At 65.2% G+C, this 18,783-nt stretch carries 15 protein-coding genes; 7 read left to right on the forward strand and 8 right to left on the reverse strand.

All coding sequences use genetic code 11. The annotated features are described in order from the left end of the window. Positions 1 to 50 precede the first annotated feature (50 nt). From ACP_RS03970 to ACP_RS03980, 3 genes are read left to right on the forward strand one after another with little or no spacing between them, the layout of a single operon-like run. Positions 51 to 1,055 (forward strand): glycosyltransferase, encoded by a 1,005-nt coding sequence (locus tag ACP_RS03970; protein WP_015895998.1) that lies wholly within the window; start codon positions 51 to 53, stop codon positions 1,053 to 1,055. Next, positions 1,046 to 1,927 carry a WecB/TagA/CpsF family glycosyltransferase gene (locus ACP_RS03975; protein WP_052294673.1) on the forward strand — a complete coding sequence of 294 codons (882 nt, stop codon included), beginning with the start codon at positions 1,046 to 1,048 and terminating at the stop codon, positions 1,925 to 1,927. The genes ACP_RS03970 and ACP_RS03975 overlap by 10 nt, the downstream gene beginning before the upstream one ends. An 8-nt stretch (positions 1,928 to 1,935) precedes the next feature. Next, positions 1,936 to 2,739 carry a transaldolase family protein gene (locus ACP_RS03980; protein WP_015896000.1) on the forward strand — a complete coding sequence of 268 codons (804 nt, stop codon included), beginning with the start codon at positions 1,936 to 1,938 and terminating at the stop codon, positions 2,737 to 2,739. 167 nt (positions 2,740 to 2,906) lie between these two features. On the opposite strand, the gene ACP_RS17160 is transcribed toward ACP_RS03980, so the two are convergent. Genes ACP_RS17160 through ACP_RS03995 form a run of 3 tightly spaced genes read right to left on the reverse strand, consistent with a single transcriptional unit; the run spans position 2,907 to position 5,118 of the window. Continuing rightward, entirely contained in the window at positions 2,907 to 3,515 is a 609-nt protein-coding gene (locus ACP_RS17160) for a D-glycero-alpha-D-manno-heptose-1,7-bisphosphate 7-phosphatase (protein WP_015896001.1), read from the reverse strand. Continuing rightward, on the reverse strand, positions 3,512 to 4,141 hold the full coding sequence (locus ACP_RS03990) for an SIS domain-containing protein (RefSeq protein WP_052294674.1): 630 nt from the start codon (positions 4,139 to 4,141) through the stop codon (positions 3,512 to 3,514). Before ACP_RS03990 ends, ACP_RS17160 begins: the two co-directional genes overlap by 4 nt. Continuing rightward, positions 4,117 to 5,118 (reverse strand): glycosyltransferase family 2 protein, encoded by a 1,002-nt coding sequence (locus ACP_RS03995; RefSeq protein ID WP_015896003.1) that lies wholly within the window; start codon positions 5,116 to 5,118, stop codon positions 4,117 to 4,119. Before ACP_RS03995 ends, ACP_RS03990 begins: the two co-directional genes overlap by 25 nt. 238 nt (positions 5,119 to 5,356) lie before the next feature. Between ACP_RS03995 and ACP_RS04000 the strand changes: the two genes are divergently transcribed. From ACP_RS04000 to ACP_RS04015, 4 genes are all read left to right on the forward strand, one after another. After that, a complete protein-coding gene (locus tag ACP_RS04000) occupies positions 5,357 to 6,772 on the forward strand; it encodes a phytoene desaturase family protein (protein ID WP_015896004.1) in 1,416 nt (471 codons plus the stop codon). Positions 6,773 to 6,918: 146 nt separating this feature from the next. After that, on the forward strand, positions 6,919 to 8,409 hold the full coding sequence (gene glpK / locus ACP_RS04005) for a glycerol kinase GlpK (RefSeq protein ID WP_041839261.1): 1,491 nt from the start codon (positions 6,919 to 6,921) through the stop codon (positions 8,407 to 8,409). Next, the gene (locus ACP_RS04010) at positions 8,406 to 10,031 is read left to right on the forward strand and encodes a glycerol-3-phosphate dehydrogenase/oxidase (protein ID WP_041839262.1); all 1,626 of its coding nucleotides are present in this window, start codon (positions 8,406 to 8,408) and stop codon (positions 10,029 to 10,031) included. The genes glpK and ACP_RS04010 overlap by 4 nt, the downstream gene beginning before the upstream one ends. Before the next feature lie 3 nt (positions 10,032 to 10,034). Next, positions 10,035 to 10,763, forward strand: coding sequence for an MIP/aquaporin family protein (locus tag ACP_RS04015; protein ID WP_015896007.1), 729 nt, complete (start codon positions 10,035 to 10,037; stop codon positions 10,761 to 10,763). A gap of 77 nt (positions 10,764 to 10,840) precedes the next feature. Here the strand turns inward: ACP_RS04015 and ACP_RS04020 are convergent, their stop codons facing one another. Genes ACP_RS04020 through ACP_RS04040 form a run of 5 tightly spaced genes read right to left on the reverse strand, consistent with a single transcriptional unit; the run spans position 10,841 to position 18,727 of the window. Next, the gene (locus ACP_RS04020; protein ID WP_015896008.1) at positions 10,841 to 11,545 is read right to left on the reverse strand and encodes a mechanosensitive ion channel family protein; all 705 of its coding nucleotides are present in this window, start codon (positions 11,543 to 11,545) and stop codon (positions 10,841 to 10,843) included. A gap of 32 nt (positions 11,546 to 11,577) precedes the next feature. After that, a complete protein-coding gene (locus ACP_RS04025; RefSeq protein ID WP_015896009.1) occupies positions 11,578 to 12,813 on the reverse strand; it encodes a hypothetical protein in 1,236 nt (411 codons plus the stop codon). 33 nt (positions 12,814 to 12,846) lie between these two features. After that, the gene (gene treS, locus ACP_RS04030; RefSeq protein ID WP_052294874.1) at positions 12,847 to 16,152 is read right to left on the reverse strand and encodes a maltose alpha-D-glucosyltransferase; all 3,306 of its coding nucleotides are present in this window, start codon (positions 16,150 to 16,152) and stop codon (positions 12,847 to 12,849) included. Positions 16,153 to 16,177: 25 nt separating this feature from the next. After that, positions 16,178 to 18,196, reverse strand: coding sequence for an alpha-1,4-glucan--maltose-1-phosphate maltosyltransferase (locus ACP_RS04035; protein WP_015896011.1), 2,019 nt, complete (start codon positions 18,194 to 18,196; stop codon positions 16,178 to 16,180). Between the two features lie 48 nt (positions 18,197 to 18,244). Then, on the reverse strand, positions 18,245 to 18,727 hold the full coding sequence (locus tag ACP_RS04040) for a DUF4126 family protein (RefSeq protein WP_052294675.1): 483 nt from the start codon (positions 18,725 to 18,727) through the stop codon (positions 18,245 to 18,247). Positions 18,728 to 18,783 lie beyond the last annotated feature (56 nt).

Raw genomic sequence — 18,783 nt, forward strand, 5'->3', positions numbered from 1 at the left:
CCTGTTCTTCAACCGGCACGCACGCCGCACGCACGCAAGGAGCCCAGCCGATGTCCGCGCTACTCCAGCAACGCCTCCGCAATGCCGGACCCGTGCCATGCACCGTGGGCATCCCCATCTATCGCGGCATGCCGTGGCTGCGCCAGGCCATCGAAAGCCTCGAGCAGCAAACCTGCCGCGGCTTTGAAGTGCTCGCCGTGCTCGACGGGCCCGATCGCGAGAGCAGCGTCTATCTGGCTTCCGTTACGCGGCTCAACCTGCGCGTCATCGAGCGCCCGCATCGCGGTCTGGTCGCCACGCTCAATCATCTTCTGGCCGAGTGCGCGACGCCCTGGCTGGTGCGCCAGGATGCGGACGACATTTCGTACCCTGCACGGTTACATAAGCTCACTGAGGCCGCCCATCAATATCCCCGCGCCGGACTTCTCTGCTCCCGCGCCCGTTATGAGCCGCGCGGCCGCGCCCGGGGGCGCTTCCGCTCCTCGCATGGCTCGCCCTTTGCGCTGCGCCGCGCCGTGCACGCGGGCCGCCTGCTTTCGTTCTGTCATTCGAGCGTCGCCCTCAATGTCGCGGTCGCGCAAGCCGCTGGGGGCTATCGCGACATTCCCCACTCTGAGGACTCGGACCTATGGTGGCGCATCGCTCTCCAGGCAGACATTCACTGCCTGCCCGACGTGCTCACCGGTTTTCGCCAGCATGAGCAAAGCGTCAGCAGCCTGCATCATGAGGCACAGCAAATCTCCGGCCTCTATGTGCAATATCTGCTGCTCTCTTCTATTTGGGGACTCGCGCCGCGCCCGCTCGCTGACGTGCGCGAAGCGCTTGCCGCGCTGCTGCCACAAAGCACTTTGCAGGCCCGGCAATCGCTGCGCCAGGCCAACATGGCCCTCGCCAGTGGCCAGTGGCTCACCGCGGCTGGATGCCTCACGCAAAGCCTCATCCTTGACCCGCTCTACCTGCCGCGGCGCGCCTGGCAGGAATTCAGCCCGCAACTGCAAACCAACGGCCTCGCCCCCCAGGTCTTCTGGAAGGAAAAGCATCTGTTATGGACGTAACCGTGCCCGAAGCAAATCCCCGTGCGGCTTCCCGGCCCCTGCCGCGGCCCGACCCCCTGCTGCTGGCCGGCGTGCGCATTGACCGCATGCCCATGAGCCGCACGCTCGACTGGATCGCCTCCGCGCTGGAGTTCCGCCGCCAGCATCCCGGCAAAACCCGGCCGCTGCAGATCATGGGGCCCAACGCACACATCATCTCGGCCGCGCAGCATGAGCCCGCGCTGCTCGATGCGCTCGCCCATGCCGATCTCTGCGTGCCCGATGGCATCTCCGTCGTGCTCGCCGGCCGCGCGCTTGGCTGCGCGATTCCCGAGCGCGTGACAGGCGGCGAGCTTATGGAACAACTCTGCGCCCTTGCCGCGCGCCTCGGCTACTCCGTCTTCTTTCTGGGAGGACTCTCCGGCGCGGCCACCGGTGCCGCCCAGGCTCTCACCGCCCGCTATCCCGGCCTGCGCATCGCCGGAACCTTCTGCCCGGCTCCCGGCTTTGAGCAGGACCCCGTGCGCGCGGCCCAGGTCATCGAACGCGTCTCGGCTGCCGCGCCCGACATTCTCTGCGTCGCTCTCGGCGTGCCCAAGCAGGAAATCTGGATGCACCGCAATGTCCCCTCGCTGCCCATCCGGCTCGCCATCTCGGTCGGCGCGGCGCTCGACACGCAAGCCGGACTGCGCCGCCGCGCCCCCGCATGGACGCACCGCATCGGCATGGAGTGGGCCTGGCGGCTCACCCGCGAGCCGCGCCGTCTCGGCCGGCGCTATCTTGTCGGCAACACGGAGTTCCTGCTGCTCGCTACCCGTGCCTGGTGCCGTCAGCGCTTCTCCACCCTGCCCGGCGCGCAGTCCCGCACCCGCTGGGCATCGCTCTCCCGCTGAGGTCTCTCATGTCTGCTGCCGTGCCCGCTCTGCATCTCGATCTCTTCGCCGACACTGCCGACGTGGCCTCCATGCTGCGGATGAGCGCCCACCCCGCCGTGCGCGGCTTCACCACCAATCCCACCCTGCTGCGCAAATCCGGCGTCGTGCATTATGAGAGCTTCGCCCGGCGCGTCCTCGCGGAGATCCCCCACAAGCCCATCTCCTTTGAGGTGCTGGCCGAGGAGCCCGCCGACATCGAGCGCCAGGCCCATGCCATCGCCGCCTGGGGCCCACACGCCTGGGTCAAGATCACCCTCACCAGCCGCCGGGGCCAGTCGCTGCTGCCCGTCATTCAACGGCTCTCCCGCGATGGAGTACCGCTCAACGTCACCGCCCTCTTCACCCTGCGCCAGCTCGCCGCCGTCATTCCCATGCTGCACACCGCGCAGCCGGCCATCCTGTCGATCTTTGCCGGGCGCATTGCCGACACGGGCCGCGACCCGCAGCCCATCTTTGCCGCGGCCCGCGCCATGCTCGCGCGGCACCCGCAGGTGCGCCTGCTCTGGGCCAGCCCGCGCGAGGTCTACAACGCATTTCAAGCGCAGGCCTCAGGCGCCAACATCATCACCATGCCACCGGAGATGATCGCCAAACTCACCCACCTCGGCCGCGACCTCGAAGAGTACGCGCTCGAAACTGTGGAATCCTTTTATCAGGACGCCATGACCTGCCAGCCTGGCATCCCGGCGCACACGCCCGGCCCCGTCTCTGCGTCCCCTGTTCCTGCGTCTACAGACGCGCCGGGCAGCATTCCCTGGCCGCTCTCTTAGAACTCTCCTGCGGAAAGCCTCCCGCAAAATCGCCAGAACTTCCCGCCAACGCGCAGGCCATCTGAACCTCGCCCCCCAAAAGAAGCAGCCCCGCTATTTCAACGGAGCTCACGCAACTTTCCGATCGCCAAACGGCAACCTGCAAACTCGCTCTTTCGATGGAATCGCTACAAGGTCGCCGCCACCCAATCCTCGCGGCGCAGGCTCCTAGGCCGTAAAATCCGCTGCACCGCCGCCGGCAGATCCGGCGCAATCATGGCTGCCAGCCCATCATGCACCAGCCCGTGCCCCACGCGAATTGCCCGCACCCCGGCGCGCGCCGCGCACAGCGAATCCGTCTCCCGGTCTCCGGCCATCCAGCTCGCTCGCAGGTCCACGCCATGGCGCGCCGCCGCATAGTGCAGCCAGTACGGCGAGGGTTTGCGGCAGCGGCACAGCCCGCCCAGCTCCGGAATCCGCGACTGCGGATGATGCAGGCAATAGCAGTAATCCAGAAAGCGGATGCCGTTGCGCCGCATCTCGCGCCGCAGCGCATGGTGCATCTCGCTCAACTGGCTCATCAGCGATTTGCCCAGCGCCGCATTCGGCTGGTTTGACACCAGAATCAGCGCATACCCGGCATCCTGCAGCGCTTCGAGCGCAGGCACCACGCCGGGCAGCAGACGAAAGTCCTCGATCGAGCGCGGACCCTCCCACTGGTTCGTATCCTGATAAAACACGTTCTCCGTGATCACGCCATCGCGATCCAGAAAGAACGCCGGTCTTGGCCGCTTCATTGCAATGACTCCCACTTGGTCGTCTGAGCCTTCAGCCGCGGATGCGAAACCAGCAGATGCAGCACCACGCTCTGAAACTCCTCGGTATGCGGAGTCACCGACTCGCCGCACACCGTCGGCACCACCACGCAGGCATCGGCCGACTGCGCCGTGTAGCCGCCGTCGCGACCCACCACGCCCAGAATGCGCGCACCCACGCGCTCGGCCAGCCGCAGGCTCTCCACCAGGTTCACGCTCACGCGCTGCTCCAGGCTGCCGCCCCCGACCGAGAACACAAACAGCGCATCGTAGGCGCTCAACCGGCTGCCGCGCAGCCACTGCGCATAGCTGCCTTCCCAGCCTTCATCGTTGATGCGCGCCGTCAGCTCCGCCATGTGGTCGCTCGGCGCATAACACTCCATGCCCGCAATCTTGCGAAAGTCGTTCACCGCGTGGCTGGCATTGGCCGCGCCGCCGCCCACGCCCAAAAAGAACACCCGGCCCCCGGCTTCGCGCACATCCACCAGCACCGCCACCATGCGCTCAATGGCCTCCACATCCAGTTGCGCGGCAATCTCCTTCACCGCATCCAGATACGATTGCGTAAAGGCTGTGTCCGTTCTTACCAGCGAAGCATAAGTGCCCATAAGTTCCTCTCTTCCCGTCTTACCCGCCATATCCGGTTGCGCAGCGACTTGCGCCACCCCACCGGAAACACGGCAAACCCCAGGAAATACAGCGCAGATCGAAGCCCCGGACGGCCCTCGGCCACAAAGGCCAGCGCAATCTCGGCCCAGGCTCGCAGCGGCGTGCCCGCCGCCCGCGCCTTCCACACGCACTGCACCGCGACAAACCAGGAATACGCACGCGGATCGATCCTTCCGCGATGCTCCCGAATCCAGTCCAGCGATGCCCGCCAGTCCGGCCGCTGGCTCACCGTCTCGCGCCCATCCTCGGTGCGATACACGGCCAGCGCCTCTTCGAGCACCTGCACCCGCACATCTCCGCGCCGCGCCACGCGCAGCAGCCAGTCCCAGTCCTGATGCACGCGCAGCCCCGCGCGAAACGGCGTCTCCAGCAGCAGCGCGCGCGGCGCCACGAGCGTTGAGGTCTGCAGAAATCCCCCGCCCTGCGTGAACCCCCGGCGGCAAAAGAGGTAGTTCGCCATCGGCTCCACGCCGTCATACACGCGCCGTGGAAACAAATACTCACTCGAAGCCGTGCGCACCCACTGCCGGCACGCCATCACCACATGGCCGCGTGCGGGCCGGGCGGCGTGCGCCGCCTCCATCTGCCGAGCGATCTTCTCCGGCAGCCATTCGTCATCGTCATCCAGAAAAGCGATCCACTCACCCCGGGCTGCTTCCACGCCGGCCTGCCGCGCCGTTGCGCCGCCCACGCCGCCGGTGCGCAGCACGCGCACACGCTCATCCCCAGCCCACAATAGATTCCACGGCTGGTCGGCCTGCCCCTCGCGGCTGTCATCCACCAGCACTACTTCGAGGCCCGCATACGTCTGCGCCAGCGCGCTGCGCACCGCGTGCCCCAGCCAGGGCGAACGCCCCGCCGTCGGCAGCACCACGCTCACAAGAGGCCGTTCGGTTCCGCTGCGAGTCTCGGGCATGCGCTCCCACTCCGTTTTGTGTGACGTTATGACGCTTTTATAACGGGCAGCGAAGCAAAAATGTCTGGAGAATAGCGCTTCGGCATGCACTTCGGTAATGCGCGTTCCGAATCAGGAATCGCTTTCCCGTTCTGCAAACGTAACTGCCCTCAGTAACTCCTTCGCATGCCCCATCGGCTTGCCTCAGACATGGCGATTTTCTCGCCTTGCCTCACGCCGCCGCCCCATAATAGAGAGCGTGCCTCGCGCATTCGTCATCGGCTCAGGACCCAACGGCTTCGCGGCAGCCATTCACGCCGCCATGGCCGGCATGCGGGTCGAGGTCTTCGAGGCCGAGCAAGTGCCCGGCGGCGCGGCCCGCACGCTGCCCCTCACCGCGCCCGGATATCTGCATGACTTCGGCTCGGCCGTGCATCCCATGGCCGCCGGCTCGCCCTTCTTCCGCTCGCTTCCTCTCGAACAGCACGGGCTCGAATGGATCCACGCCGACATTCCGCTCGCCCATCCCTTCGACGACGGCTCCGCCGCCGTGCTGCTGCGCGATCTTGACGCCGCCTGCTCCGCGCTCGGGCGCGACGGCCGCGCCTGGCGCAACCTGCACGAGCCGCTGGCCGCGCATTGGGAGAGCTTCGCCCAGGACGCGCTCGGCCCGCTGCTGCGTTTTCCCGATCAACCCTTCCGCATGGCCGGCTTCGGCCTGCATGCCATGCAGCCGGCCACGCTGCTCGCGGCCACGCGCTTTCGCGACGCCCGCACCCGCGCGCTCTTTGCCGGCCTTGCCGCGCACTCTTTCATGCGTCTGGACGCGCCCTTCAGCGCCGCCGTGGGCCTCATGCTGGGCGCGGCCATGCACGCCGTGGGCTGGCCCATGCCCCGAGGCGGAGCGCAATCCATCACGCAGGCCCTGCTCGCCTCTCTCGAAGCGCTCGGCGGCAAACTGCACACCGGCCGCCGCATCGAGTCACTCGCGCAACTGCCTGACCCCAGCGGCCTCGTCTTCTGTGACGTCACGCCGCGCCAGTTGCTGCAGATTGCCGAAGGCCACTTCACCCCGGCCTACGCGCGGCAGTTGCGCCGCTACCGCTACGGTCCCGGAGCCTACAAGATCGACTACGCGTTGCACTCGCCCGTGCCCTGGGCCGCGCCTGAGTGCCGCCGCGCTCTCACCGTGCATGTGGGCGGCTCCATAAGCGAAATCGCCGCCGCCGAGGCCGCCGTGCTGCGCGGCCAATCGCCTGAGAAGCCCTTCGTGCTCGTCGCGCAGCCCTCACTCTTTGACAGCTCGCGCGCGCCCGCCGGCAAGCATGTGCTCTGGGCCTACTGCCATGTGCCGCATGGCTCCAACGTCGATATGACCGAGCGCATCGAGGCGCAGATCGAGCGCTTCGCCCCCGGCTTCCGCGACTGCATTCTGCTGCGCCGCGTCTCCACGCCGCGCACCCTCGAAGTCATGAACGCCAACCTCATCGGCGGAGACATCAACGGCGGCGCATTCACCCTCCGCCAGCTCCTTCTGCGCCCCACCCTCCATCAGTACGCCACGTCGAACAAGCGCATCTATCTCTGCTCGTCCTCGACGCCGCCCGGCGGAGGCGTGCATGGCATGTGCGGCTACCACGCCGTTGAAAAAGCGCTGCTCACGCACGGCAGCTAGCGCGCGTCCTCACCTCCCGGCCCGCACAGATTCCCGACCCTGCCACCTGGGCTCAGGATGAATTTTTCACCGCAATGTAAACATTTACATTCCCGTGATTGCCCGTTCCTGCATCCATGGTGTGTAATCACCGCGCAGAGCAACTCATGAGCTATATCCTCTCTCTCGATCAGGGCACCACCAGTTCGCGCGCCATCCTCTTTGACCATGAAGGGCGCATCGCCGGCGTCGCGCAACACGAGTTCCGGCAGATCTATCCGCAGAGCGGCTGGGTCGAGCATGACCCCATGGACATCCTCACCTCGCAGATGAGCGCCGCCGTCGAGGTGCTCACCCGCGCCGGTGCGCGTCCCCGCGACCTTGCCGCCATCGGCATCACCAACCAGCGCGAAACCACCATTGTGTGGGATCGCGAAACCGGCAAACCCATCGCCAACGCCATCGTCTGGCAAGACCGCCGCACCGCCGATCACTGCCGCCAGCTCGCCGAAGAGGGCCTGGAAGACACCGTGCGCGCCAAAACCGGCCTACGCCTCGACCCCTACTTTTCAGCGACCAAGGTCGCGTGGCTGCTCGATCATGTGGACGGCGCGCGCGAACGCGCCCGCGAGGGCAAGCTCGCCTTCGGCACCGTCGATAGCTGGCTCATCTGGAATCTCACCAGCGGCAAACGCCACGTGACCGACACCACCAACGCGTCGCGCACCATGCTCTTCAACATTCGCGAGGGCCGGTGGGATGAGGAACTTCTCGACCGCCTGCGGATTCCCGCGAGCATGATGCCCGAGGTCGTCTGGTCGAGCCAGCCGGTCGGTGAGGTCACCACCTCGCTCGGCCTCGGTTCCACGCCGATTGCGGGCATCGCCGGGGACCAGCAGGCCGCGCTCTTCGGCCAGCTCTGCACCCGCGCCGGCGACTCTAAAAACACCTACGGCACCGGCTGCTTCCTGCTCGAACACATCGGTACGGAATTCCTGCAATCCAAACACCGCCTCATCACCACGCTCGCCGCCAGTACGCAGCAGCGGCTCGAGTATGCGCTCGAAGGCAGCATCTTCATCGGCGGAGCCGTCGTGCAGTGGCTGCGCGACAATCTGCGCCTCGTCTGGAACTCCAGCGAAATCGAACCCCTCGCCATGTCCGTGCCTGACGCCGGCGGCGTCGTCTTCGTGCCGGCCTTCGCCGGCCTCGGCGCTCCGCACTGGGACCCCAACGCCAGCGGCCTCATCATCGGCATTCATCGCGGCACCACGGCCGGGCACATTGCGCGCGCCGCGCTCGAGAGCATCGCCTTTCAGGTGGGCGACGTTTTTGACGCCATGCAGTCCGAGACCGGCCACTCCATTCATGAGTTGCGCGTCGATGGCGGGGCGGCGGCCAATGACCTCATGATGCAGTTCCAGGCCGACCTGCTCGGGCTGCCCGTCGTGCGCCCCGCCATGATGGAAACCACCGCGCTCGGCGCGGCCTATCTCGCCGGGCTTGCTTCGGGCTTCTGGAGCAACACCGAAGAACTTCGCGCCCATCGCAAAGAGGACACACGCTTTGAGCCTCATGCCGATGCGGCCCAAATCGCTCATAGCCGCGACCGCTGGCGCAATGCCGTCGAACGCTCGAAGGGATGGAACAACCTGTGAACCGCGAACAGATGCTGGCGCGCATCCAAGCGCATCCTGAACCCTGGGACATGATCATCATCGGCGGCGGAGCCACCGGGGCCGGTGTCGCCGTCGATGCCGCATCGCGCGGCTTTGACGTGCTGCTGCTCGAGGCCGTGGACTTCGGCAAGGGCACCTCCAGCCGCAGCACCAAGCTCGTGCATGGCGGCGTGCGCTATCTGGAGCAGGGCAACGTCTCGCTTGTCATGTCGGCCCTCAAAGAGCGCGGACTGTTGCGCCAGAATGCGCCGCACCTGGTGAGCGACCTAGCCTTCATCGTGCCCAACTACGCCTGGTGGCAAACGCCCTTCTACGGCGCGGGCCTCAAGGTCTATGACCTGCTCGCCGGCCGGTACGGCTTCGGCAAGTCGCGCATTCTGTCAGAGCAAGAGACCATCGAGCGGCTGCCCAACATCGAGCGCCATGAGCTGCGCGGCGGCGTGGTTTATTACGATGGCCAGTTCGATGACGCGCGCCTGCTTATCGACCTCATCGCCACGGCGGCCGACCACGGCGCAACGCTCCTCAACTACATGCCCGTCATCGCCATCAACAAGAGTGCGGCCGCCTCTCAGCCAGACGAACTCATTCGCGGCGTCACCGCGCGCGACAGCGAATCCGGCGAGACCTTTGATCTTGAAGCCCGCGTCGTCGTCAACGCCACCGGCATCTTCACCGACGAAGTGCGCCACATGGCCGACCCCGATGCCGACAAAATGATCGCGCCCAGCCAGGGCATTCATCTCGTCTTTGACAAATCCTTTCTGCGCGGCGACAGCGCCCTCATGGTGCCGCGCACCAGCGATGGCCGCGTGCTCTTCGCCATTCCCTGGCACAACCACACCGTCGTCGGCACCACCGACACGCCCATTCCCGAGCCGCTCTATGAGCCGCGCCCGCTTGAGGAAGAGATCGAGTTCATTCTCGAGACCGCCGCGCAATATCTCAGCCGCCCGCCCAAGCGCAGCGATGTGCTCAGCGTCTACGTGGGCGTGCGCCCGCTCGTGAAGTCAGAGCATGCCGGCAGCAAAACCTCTTCGCTCTCGCGCGATCACGTCATCCACATCGACAACTACGGCCTGCTCACCATCACCGGCGGCAAATGGACCACCTACCGTCACATGGCCGAGGATTGCGTCGATCACGCTATCACGCTCGGCCCGCTCGAAGACCGCCCCTGCCAGACGCGCAACCTGCGCATTCACGGCTATTGCGAAGACACCCGCGGACTCGGCCATCTCTACGTCTACGGCGCGGAGGCTGACAACATTCGCGCCATCGCCGAAGCCGAGCCGCATCTGGCCGCGCCTCTGCATCCGCAACTGCCCTACACCGGCGCTGAAGTCGCATGGGCCGTGCGCCACGAGATGGCCCGCACCGTCGAGGACGTGCTCGCCCGCCGCACACGCGCGCTCTTTCTCAACGCGCACGCCGCCATCGAGATGGCGCGCCCCGTCGCCACGCTCATGGCCGCCGAACTGCGCCTGCCCGCGAACCACGCTCAAAGCTGGATCGACGCGCAGACCAGCGCCTTCGTCGAACTCGCAAAGCAATACACCCTCTCTGCAACGCAATCCACCGTCATCACGGAGAAGCCATAATCGATGCGCTCCCCTCTGCTCGGCGAATTCCTGGGCACCATGGTGCTCATTCTTCTGGGCGACGGCGTCGTGGCCGGCGTGCTGCTCAAGCGCTCCAAGGCCGAGGGCAGCGGATGGCTCGCCATCACCGCCGGCTGGTGCTTCGCCGTGCTCTGCGGCATCTTTACCGCGATTCTCTGCGGCAGCAAAGCCGCAGACATCAATCCGGCCTTCGTCCTCGCAGGAGCCGTGCAAACAGGCGCCTGGGGCACCGTCGTGCCCTACACGCTCGCCGAGATAGCCGGCGCATTCGCCGGAGCCGCCCTCGTCTGGCTCCACTACTGGCCACACTGGAAGATCACCGAAGACGCCGAGGCCAAGCGCGGCATCTTCTGCACCATTCCCGCAATTCGTAACTATTTCTGGAACTTTTTCAGCGAAGCGCTCGCAACCTTCGTCCTGGTGCTCTCGGTCGGCGCACTGAATTCACGCTTTGCCGCTCCCAATGGAGCCGCGCCCGGCCTCTCGCCCTACCTCGTCAGTTGCGTCGTCTGGGGCATCGGCCTCTCGCTCGGCGGCACCACCGGCTACGCCATCAATCCCGCGCGCGACCTCGGCCCCCGCCTCGCGCACTCCGTGCTGCCCATCCCCGGGAAAGGCCCCAGCGACTGGCGCTACGCGCCCATCCCATTCCTCGGCCCCATGTTCGGCGGCCTGCTGGCGGGCCTGCTGCTCAAGGCCATCCTCGCCTGACATCTTCCGCGCATCCCTCAACAAATCCGGGTGCCGGGTGCCCCACATCTCGCAGAGATATGGGTACTCACCGAACTCTAAAAGTGCCGCAGCTTCTCCTGCGCGGGCAGCTCCACGGGCTTCGCCGCCTCGCGTTCGAGCGAGCGGCTCACCAGGTCGCGTGAACCCAGCCCCACGGCCAGCGAAAGCGCCAGCACGATGCCGCCAAACAAAATGCCGAAGGCCATGTCCACAATCTGCTGCCCCAGTCCCAGGTGATCGAGCACCATCGCGCCCGTCAGCACCAGCACCAGCCACTTCACGCCCAGGCTTAAGAGCCGCGCATAGTCCAGGTTCATGTTGACGGCGGCAATCAGCACGCTACGCGACAAAAAGCGCGCCAGCACATTGCCCACCAGCAGCAGAATCGCCGCCCCAATCAGGCGCGGAACAAACGCGAACATCGCATGCGACACCACCGGCTCTGACGACGCCGCGTCAAAGGCCGACACGCCCACCAGCAGCCCCGTTACCACAAAGACCCAGAAGACGATGCGCGTCACCAGCAGAGTGGGCGTGTAGGCGGGTGTCCACTCGGCAATGGCCGAGGCGCCGCGCGTCAGCCTCGCGTCAAAGCCGAGCGCCGTCAGCACTGTGCGTGTCACCCAGGCCGCCGCCCAGGCCAGCGCCAAAAAGATCAGCACGGCCACCAGGGCCGCCAGCAGCCCCGGCAGCAGCGTCGCAATCTTCTCAAACACGCGCTGCATCGACTGCTCTAATGCCTGCTCAATCTGGTTCCACATCTTCGTCCTCCTTGCTTCGCGCCAAACATCGCTTATGGATTGAAGCGGTCAGGCCATCTCCAGCGCGAAACCAGATACGGTTTGTTCTCTTCAAAGGCCCGCGCCAGCCGCTCCTGCCGTTCGGCCACTTCGGCGGCCGGCAGCAAGGCGATCTCCTGCACATACGACGCCACCCAGCCCAGATACAGCGGAGTCAGCGCGCCCATCAGATGCGAGCGCCCAATCGTGCGCAGCCGGTGCGCCAGCGCAAAGTCATACACCATGCGCGCCCACAAGGCATCCGGCATGCGAAAGCTCTCCACCGGCTGACGCGCCAGCCGCTTCAGCTCCAGCAGCGCGACCGGAGGCAGCACCAGGCTCCACAGCTCGCCCAGGTTGCGCGCCGCCAGTTGAAACGACTCCACCATGGGACGCGCATCCACCGCCTCCTCGGCCATCACCGGCGCATGCGGCTCGCCCCACACCGGGGCCGGTTGCGAACCGCGCAACCGCTGCCAGCTCGCCGCCGTCAGCTCCACCTCGGTAAAAAACGCGCCCACAATCTGCGAAAGCACCGCCGTCAGGTCCAGCCCCTCCATCGGCGCGTGATGATGCGCCCGCAGATGCACCTGGCACACGCCCGCATTGCGCGGCATCGGCTCCTGCACGGCATGCGACAGCGGCCACAGCACGCTCTGCGCGCTCGCGCCATGGGTCCGCGCCACGCATTCGGCATAGCGGCCCGACGCGGCAAACTCAAACGGCAGCGGAAACTCCACCCTCCGCGCATACAGCGCGCGGCTCATCGGCGCGAGAATCGCCGTATTCAACAGCCCCTCATAACGCGTGATCGCATACACCGGCAGCGCCAGATCGCACTGCCGCGCCAGCACGGCCCCGGCCATCGTCTGCACAGCTTCGCCATGCAGCGCTTCGAGATCCGCGGCCAGCACCACGCACGCCGCGGCCTTCAGCTCCGCGGCCAACGCCAGCACGCCGCGTTGCGCTGCGGATATCTGCGCCCACGCGCCGCCATCATTGACTGCCGGCACGCGATACGGCATCAACTCAAAGCCGTCGCCTGGCTCCACCGGCGTGGCATCTTCGCCGCCCGGCCACGCCACCACCACGCGCCCCGGCCCAGGACGCCCGATCTGCGCCAGCACCTCGCTCACGCGCGCCCGCAGCTCGTCCAGGCTCACCGCCCCGGTCACGCCAATCAGCAGATCCACGGCCGCCTGCTGTCCCACTCCGCTGCCGGTCTCTTCGAGAACCTCCGCCTCAGCCATTTCGATTCCCTTTGGTCTATCGGTCTATTGCAACTATGGAAGATACAAAATTCCGTTCAACGGCGCACGCACCCATCCGGGGCGATGATTCAACTCATACACCAGTTCATACAGCGCCTTGTCGAGCGTAAAAATCTGCAGCAGCACATCAAACGCCTCGGCCGTGCGCGGCACAATCGTCGACTTGCCCATGGTCTTGCGGTAGGCGCGCAAAAACTCCGCCGTCACCGCCGTCTCCCACAGCCGCGCCCACGGCTCCAGCCGCTCGGTGTCTGCCGGTCGGCGGGAAGAAAAGTGCGTCATCGCCGAAAACGCCGCATAGCTGAACGAGCGCACCATCCCCGCCACATCCTTCAGCGGAGACTGCTTCGTGCGCCGCTCCTGGAGCATGCGCGCCGGCTCGCCCTCAAAGTCCAGAATCACAAAGTCGCCCTTCGCGCGCAGCACCTGGCCCAGATGATAGTCCCCATGCACGCGCGTCTTCGCGCCCGCATCCTGCAGCGCCGTGAGCCGCTGAAAGCGCTCCAGCAAGTGCGTGCGGCGGCTCAGCACCAGCCCGGCCGTCTCCACGGCGTCATCGGGCAGCCGCGCCAGGTTCGCCTTCAGCGCGTCAAAGGCGCGCGCCGCATCGGCCTGCAGCGCCGCCCGCAGCGCGGCCAGATCATCGGGCTCCATCCGCACCGGCGCAAAGTCCACATCGCGACGGTCCACCGCCAGCGACAGGTGCATCTCTGCCGTGCGCCGGCCCAGCGTCGAAGCTCCTTCAATCGAAAGTCCCGCATGCTCACGCGCCGCTGCCGGAATCCCGTTCAGCTTCTCGCGCAGCGCGCCCGTGCCCGGCAGCTTCACCTCGGGGAACGATGCCGCCACCGCGCTCTCAAAGTAGCGGTCCAGTTCTTCGAGCATCCACGACCAGCCGTCGCCCTCGTTCTGCACCAGCCCCTGCAGCATCGCGAGCGTCGAATCCTCACCCCCATCACGCGAGACAAACTCCAGCGCGCCCGCAAACGGAGCGATGTTGCGAAACTCTGTCCGCTCCGTCAAAAAGCGGCCAATCTCCATGTCAGGATTCAGCCCCGTCTGCTGCCGCCGGAAGAGCTTCAGAATCAGCCGATCGCCAAAGATCACCGACGTATTGCTCTGCTCGGCGGACCCGCGCCGCACCGGCAGCGCAGCCTCGCCGCCGCGCAGCTCCGCAAACAGGCTGCTCGCCGTGCCGCGCACGGTGCCATGCTGTGCCGCCGCTTCTCCGCCCTGCGCCATCAGCCGCAGCAGCGCCTGCGCGCTCTCATCGCGCATCATGCCGTCATAGAGCACGCCCGCGCCGCGCGTAGAGAAGATCTTCGTCAGCACCGCCTGCCCGTGGTGCTCCACCACCGCTTCGCACTCCTCGCCAAAGGCCATCGCCATCGGCGCAAGATAAGTGTCCGGCTCTCCTTCGGTGTAATGCACATCCACCCACACCAGTGCCAGGTGCCCGCCATCCAGCAGCGACCAATCTGTCACTTTCACAGTTTCAATTGGCCGGGACTTGCCGCCAAACCAGCGCTGCCGCTGCACATACTCCGGCAGCAGCCGCTCCAGCGTCTCGCGGCCGCGGCCTTCCAGCACGCCCGGCCAGTCCGTCTCGTTCTTCACATGCAGCAGCTCGTCGGTCGCCCCCGGTGACGGAACCTCCACCGGCTCTTCGCCCGCCTGCAGCTCCAGCCACAAAAATCCATACGGCCCCAGCGTCAGCGGATACGCCTGCTTCCCGATCGCCGGAAACTCCACATACCCCAGCATCTCCACCGGAATCATGCCGGCATACTCTGACAAATCCAGCGCCACCGGCTGCGCAAAGCGCGACAGGTTCGCCACGCACAGCACGCGCTCGCCGTCATACTCGCGCACATAGGCCAGCACCTTCCGGTTCTCCGGCTCCAGAAACTTCATCGAGCCGCGCCCGAAAACCTGGAACAGCTTGCGCAGCGCAATCATGTTGCGCATCCAGTTCAGCAGTGACGACGCATCGCTCTGCTGCGCCTCCACATTGATGGCCTCATAGCCCCACACCGGGTCCATGATCACCGGGCTGAAGAGCTTCGCAGGCGTCGCGCGAGAAAATCCCGCATTGCGGTCGCCCGTCCACTGCATCGGCGTGCGCACGCCGTTGCGGTCGCCCAGGTAGATGTTGTCGCCCATGCCGATCTCATCGCCGTAGTACAAAATCGGCGTGCCCGGAAACGAAAACAGCAGACTGTTCAGCAACTCGATGCGACGGCGGTTGTTATCGAGCAGCGGAGCCAGCCTGCGCCGGATGCCAATGTTGATGCGCATGCGAGGATCGGCGCTATACGCCAGGTACATGTAGTCGCGCTCATCCTCGCTGACCATCTCAAGCGTCAGCTCATCGTGATTGCGCAAAAAAATGCCCCACTGGCAGCTCTCAGGAATCGCCGGCGTCTGCGCGATGATGTCGGTGATCGGCAGGCGGTCTTCCTGCCGCAGCGCCATGTAGATGCGCGGCATTAGCGGAAAATGAAACGCCATGTGGCACTCATCGCCATCGCCAAAATACGGCCGCACATCCTCGGGCCACTGGTTCGCTTCGGCAAGAATCATGCGGCCCAGGTAGCCGTCATCCATCGCCTTGCGAATCGCCTTGATCAGCGCATGCGTCTCCGACAGATTCTCGCAGTTGGTGCCGTCGCGCTCGATCAGGTAAGGAATGGCGTCGAGCCGCAGCCCATCCACGCCCATGTCGAGCCAGAAGCGCATCACGCGAATCACTTCCTCCAGCACCGCGGGATTATCAAAATTCAAATCCGGCTGATGCGAAAAGAAGCGGTGCCAGTAGTACTGCTGCGCCACCGGGTCCCACGTCCAGTTCGACTTCTCCGTGTCGGTGAAGATGATGCGCGCGTCCTTGTACTTCTGGTCCGAGTCGCTCCACACATAAAAGTCGCGCTCCGGCGAGCCTGCCGGAGCCTGCCGCGCGCGCTGAAACCACGGATGCTGGTCGGACGTGTGATTGATGACCAGCTCAATCATCACCTGCAGTCCGCGCTCATGGGCTGCATTCAAAAAGCGCTGAAAGTCCTCAATCGTCCCGTAGCTCGGGTTTACGCTCGTGTAGTCAGAGATGTCGTAGCCATCATCCCTGAGCGGCGAAGGAAAAAACGGCAGCAGCCACAGGCACGTCACGCCCAGGTCCTGCAGATAATCCAGCTTCTCAATCAGCCCCGGAAAATCTCCAATCCCATCGTTGTTGCTGTCGTAAAAAGCGCGCACGTGCAGCTCATAAATCAGCGCGTCCTTATACCAGAGCGGATCAGAAGCCGATCCCGGCTTCCGCACAAACACCTGCCCTGCCGTCCGTCCCTCAGCGGTAGTAGTCAAAGTCTTTTTCCGTCCTCACAGATTTGCGCACGCTCAGCACGTGCGCCGGTATCTTCTCCGGATTCAGTTCTACAAAATTGCGCCCGCCGTGCCAGAGGTAGCGCTCTTCCGACAGCAGATCATACACCTCATAGCTCGCGTCCTCGTCCATGCCGAGCTTCCACAGCGCTAGCGTCACCCAGCCCGACTGCGTGTTGTACGGGTCCAGATTCACCACCGTCAATACGGTGTCCCCGCCATCCGCCGTCTGCTTTGAGTACGCAATCAGGTGCGGATTATCCGTCTCATGAAACACCACATGCTCATTGGCCTGCAGCGCCGCATGCGCGCGTCGTGCGGCATTCAGCTTCTTCATCAGTTGCGGAATGGGCCGCTTCGCATCCCACGTCCAACTGCGAATCTCGTACTTCTCCGAGTGCAGATACTCCTCCGCGCCCGGGCGCAGCGGCTCATGCTCCAGCGCCTCATAGGCTGGCCCGTACACGCCATAGTTGCTGCTCATGGTCGCGGCCAGCACCAGCCGCGCCTGAAAGAGCGCCAACCCGCCCGTCTGCAGACTCAACGGCAAAATGTCCGGCGTGTTCGGCCAGAAATTTGGACGCAGATATTCCTTCACTTCCGTCTGCGTCAGCTCCGTCAGATACTCCGTCAGCTCTTCCTTCGAGTTGCGCCACGTGAAGTACGTGTACGACTGCGAATACCCGAGCTTCGCCAGCCGCTCCATCACGCGCGGCCGCGTGAACGCCTCCGCGAGAAAAATCACTTCGGGATAATCGGCCTGGATCTCCCCGATGCACCACTCCCAGAAGCCAAACGCCTTCGTGTGCGGATTGTCCACGCGGAAGATCTTCACGCCCTGCTCAATCCAATAGAGGAAGACCCCATGCAGTGCCTTCCACAGCCCCTCCCAGTCCTCGCTCTCAAAGTCGAGCGGATAAATATCCTGATACTTCTTTGGCGGATTCTCCGCATACTGAATCGTTCCATCCGCACGATGCTTGAACCACAGCGGATGCCGCCGCACCCACGGATGATCGGGCGAGCACTGAAACGCAATGTCGAGCGCCAGCTCAATGCCCAGCGCCTCGGCCTTCTGCCGCAGCCGCTGAAAGTCCTTGAGCGTGCCCAGCTCCGGCAATATATCGGTGTGCCCGCCCTCGGCCGCGCCAATCGCCCACGGACTGCCTACATCGCCCGGCTCCGCCGTCACCGCGTTGTTTTTGCCCTTGCGAAAGCTGCGCCCGATGGGATGAATCGGCGGCATGTAGAGCACATCAAAGCCCAGCCCAGCCACATACTCCAGCCGCGCCTCCACATCGGCAAACGTGCCATGCGCAAAAGGAATCGCACCCGCCGAACGCGGAAACAGCTCATACCAGCCTGAAAATCGCGCCCGCTCGCGCTCCACCCGCACCGGCAGCACGCGCTCATATAAGGTGATCTTCGCTTCGTCAGGATAGCGCTCCACCAGCGCCAGCAGAGCCTCATCCAGCGCCGCCTCCTGCGCGCTCTTCTGTGTGCTGGGGCCGCCGGCCTTCAACCGCGCCGCCCAGCGCCGCAGCTCTTTTGCGTCAGCCTCGCCCGCGCGCGACGCGGCCTCTTCGACCAGCTTCGCGCCATTGAGCAGATCAACATCAATCTCCTGCCCAGCGGCAATGCGCTTCTCCAGATCACTGCGCCACGTCTCAAAGTGATCCACCTCGCCGGCCACCGTGTACTGGTAAGCGCCCAGCTCGGTCACCGCGAACTCGCCCGCCCAGCGGTCGTTGCCAAGCGCGGTCATCTTCACCTGCTGCCACGGGCCGGGCGCTTGTCCATTTTGGGGGCCGTGCGGCACGTAGCGATACAGCAGCCAGGCCATCACATGGTCGTGGCCATCGCCAAACACATCGGCTTCCACACGCACGCGGTCTCCCACGGTGCGCTTCACCGGGAAATGCCCCGCATCCATCTCCGGGGCTACTCCCTCAATGACAACACGCTTCCTTCCGTCTGCTTGCAAGGCTCTCTCGTTCTCAGTGAAGTCGGGGACGCGAACGCCCCGAGTGATTTAGAAGCGCGAAACGAGCCATACGCCGCCTGCGATGGCCACGATGTCTTCGATGAGGGCAACAGGAAAATCCTTCACGCCCCGCCGCGTGATCGCGCGCCGCGCATAAAAGCCCGCGAACGCGCCCACCACCGCGCCCACAGCGCCGCAGGCCACACCCGCCGCCACGGCCGCATGGCCATTCATCGCCAACGCCCATCCGCACAGGCCGCCAAAGACCATGCGCGCAATCAGCGGCCCGATGTCGGTCCGGTTAGGAATCTGCGGCAGCTTGTCGCCAATCAACTCGCCCACCGCCAGCAGCGAAAACACCACCAGCGACACGGGATTGCCCAGAAACGCCAGCGCCGTATGCGCCACCGCCAGCCAACCCAGATGAATCCCCCAGCACACCAGCGCCACACCACTCATCGAGCGCCAGCCCGTGAAGAAACCCATCGCAAAACAAAACAGCAGCACCGTGCTCGCCATCATCATAGCCATATCCCCGCCATGATAAACCCGCCCGCGGAGATGCCCGGCTTTCAGTCCACAGTTGT

The organism is Acidobacterium capsulatum ATCC 51196 (genome assembly GCF_000022565.1).
Lineage (GTDB): Bacteria > Acidobacteriota > Terriglobia > Terriglobales > Acidobacteriaceae > Acidobacterium > Acidobacterium capsulatum.